Source organism: Pseudomonadota bacterium (assembly GCA_034660915.1).
Lineage (GTDB): Bacteria > Desulfobacterota > Anaeroferrophillalia > Anaeroferrophillales > Anaeroferrophillaceae > DQWO01.
In genome coordinates this window covers 1-2,673 of the sequence record JAYEKE010000147.1, presented here as the reverse complement: position 1 = coordinate 2,673, position 2,673 = coordinate 1, and the positions used below count along the sequence as shown (strand labels likewise).

The following is a 2,673-nucleotide window of genomic DNA, read 5'->3' as shown; positions in this document are numbered from 1 at the left end:
GAAATTATCATGCTTAACATTCCTGATGAAATTCAAAATAGATATTCTAAAATCTTAATACAAAAAAATATCAAGCCGAATCTTCATGACCACTACCTGAAATGGCTGAGGTTTTATCTTGATTTTTGCGATAAATATGAGCATTTGCCGGCTGAATCTAACAGCCTGGCACTTTTTCAAAAAAAGCTCCAAGAGAAAAATCAAGGCAGGTTTCAAAAAGATCAGGCCGAACAGGCAGTGCGTTTTTACTATTTATGCCTGGGGCAAAATACGGATAGAACTGCGCCGCCGACAGCAGACTCAAAACCCATTTTGCTAAAACCGGGGGAGCACAGATCAACCCGTCCTGTAGCAGATCAACCGGCACCGTCTGTCACTGTTTCTCCAGGCAGCGACAACCCGAAGCCAGTCAGTTTTGATGGGAATGTCGCCAGCAAACCGGTTCAACCCGTGAAACTCTGGACCAGGGCACTTAAAAGCTTGAGCGATGAAATAGCTGTGCGGCACTACTCCCCCAAAACCTTAAGCTCTTACTCGCTCTGGGCCAAAAAATTAAAATATTATACCAATGAAAAACCGCCGGAACAATTGACACCGGAAGATGTAAAAAAGTTTTTGACCGCGCTGGCAGTGGAACAAAAGGTCTCAGCTTCTGCCCAGAATCAGGCCTTTAACGCCTTATTGTTCTTTTTCAGGAATGTTCTGGGTAAGGAGTTTGGTAAAATTGACGGGGTTGTTCGGGCCAAGAGAAAACCCTATATTCCGGTGGTCTTGTCCCGAGAAGAGGTGGATCTGGTTATTAAGAATATACGCTACCCTTATGACCTGGTGGTAAAAATGCTTTATGGCTGTGGTTTGAGGCTGTCCGAGTGCATGAAGCTGCGGGTTAATAATTTTAATTTTGATCATGGTATTTTGACTATACACGATGGTAAGGGTGGAAAAGATAGAACCGTACCGCTGCCCCGGACGATTGAGCCGGAGCTGCAGGAACATCTGCGGCGGGTGATTGCCCTGTATCAGCAGGATCTGGACAACAACTATGACGGCGCTTTTGTGCCGGGATCACTGGAGAAAAAATATAGGCAGGCGGGCAAAGAACTACCCTGGCAGTGGTTTTTTCCGGCCAAAACGTTGACTTATGTGGCGGCAGATGGTGAAAACCGCCGCTACCATCTGCATGAGACCCATGTGCAGAAAGCTATTAAGCGGGCGGTAAAAAAATCAAAACTTATCAAACGGGCTTCGGCCCATACTTTTCGGCACAGTTTCGCCAGCCATCTGCTTCAGGCCAATTATGATATTCGCACTATCCAAAAATTGCTGGGCCATAGTGATGTGCGCACCACCATGATTTACACCCAGACAGTACCGTCGCAAACTATTAAGGAGGCTCAAAGTCCGCTTGATATACCAGGCAGATAATAGATATATCCGTGTTCAAGACAGCCATAATTAAAGGGTTAAGCCGATGGCCCATCCGGAAATTACTAATTTCCGGATGAAAACCAGCTAACGCGGGCGTTGCCCGCAAGCAAGTGGCTTTATCAGAGCCTTGCATAAGTTTCTTCATCAGAACCTTTGCCTGACGGCAAAGAACCCGTGAAGCACTTAACGTTTTCTTGTTTTTTAAACAAGAAAACAACCTGTAAGTTACTAAACAATAATGATACGACCCGGAAATTCAGCAGTAAAACGGCCGATTTCCCAGCAGTCCTGTCCGACAGCGAGAAAAGCCTGACGAACCGCGGAAACTCCTTGGGGATCAACCGCCAGCAGCAGGCCACCGGAAGTCTGGGGATCAAAAAGCAGGTCATAGACAATATCTGAGCAGTCACCCTGCCGGGATACCCGGCAACTGAAAAAATCCCGGTTACGGGCACCACCTTCAGGAAACAACCCCATGGAGCAATAATTCTCCGCCCCGGGCAAGAAAGGAATTCCTGAAAGTTCAATAACTGCACCCACCATCTCAGCCGCAACCATCTCCGAGAGATGGCCAAGCAAACCAAAACCGGTAACATCCGTACAGGCATGCACATATTCACGCCAGGCTGGACCTGCTGATTCCGCCGGCAGTTTATTCAGCCGTGACATTACTTCCAACACGGTTGAAATTTCTTCTTCGCTACAGAAACCGGCTTTCAGCGCCGTTGTCAGCACCCCGCTTCCCAGAGCTTTGGTCAACAGCAGGACATCCTGATCCCTGGCACCGGTATTTGTCCATATACGGTCGGGATGAACCAGTCCGGTTACCGATAAACCATACTTAACCTCAGGATCATCAATACTGTGACCACCGGCCAGGACCGCACCTGCCTCAGCAATTTTTAAAATTCCTCCGGCCAGAATATCCCGCAAAATTGCGTGATCGAGCTCCTTGATGGGAAAAGCCACGATGTTCATGGCCGTCAGCGGCTCTCCTCCCATGGAATAAATATCGCTGAAGGCATTGGCAGCGGCTATCTGGCCAAACCGGTTGGGATCATCTACCATTGGCGGGAAAAAGTCCAGGGTCTGGACCAATGCCCGCTCTGCATCCAACTGGAAAACTCCGGCATCGTCCGCCCCTTCGATACCCACCAGAAGACGAGGATCTGACGGCAAAGATAAACCGGCTAGAACTTCAGCAAGGTCCGACGGACCTATTTTTGCCGCTCAGCCTGAGGCGGC

The 2,673-nt window shown here is 48.5% G+C and carries 2 protein-coding genes; one reads left to right on the top strand and one right to left on the bottom strand.

Going from position 1 to position 2,673, the window contains the following annotated elements:
• Positions 1 to 1,425: integron integrase (locus U9P07_08725; protein ID MEA2109487.1), on the top strand; the 1,425-nt coding region annotated here is incomplete at its 5' end.
• Positions 1,426 to 1,656: 231 nt separating this feature from the next.
• Here U9P07_08725 and selD read toward each other — a convergent pair.
• Positions 1,657 to 2,673: selenide, water dikinase SelD (gene selD, locus U9P07_08720; protein ID MEA2109486.1), on the bottom strand; the 1,017-nt coding region annotated here is incomplete at its 5' end.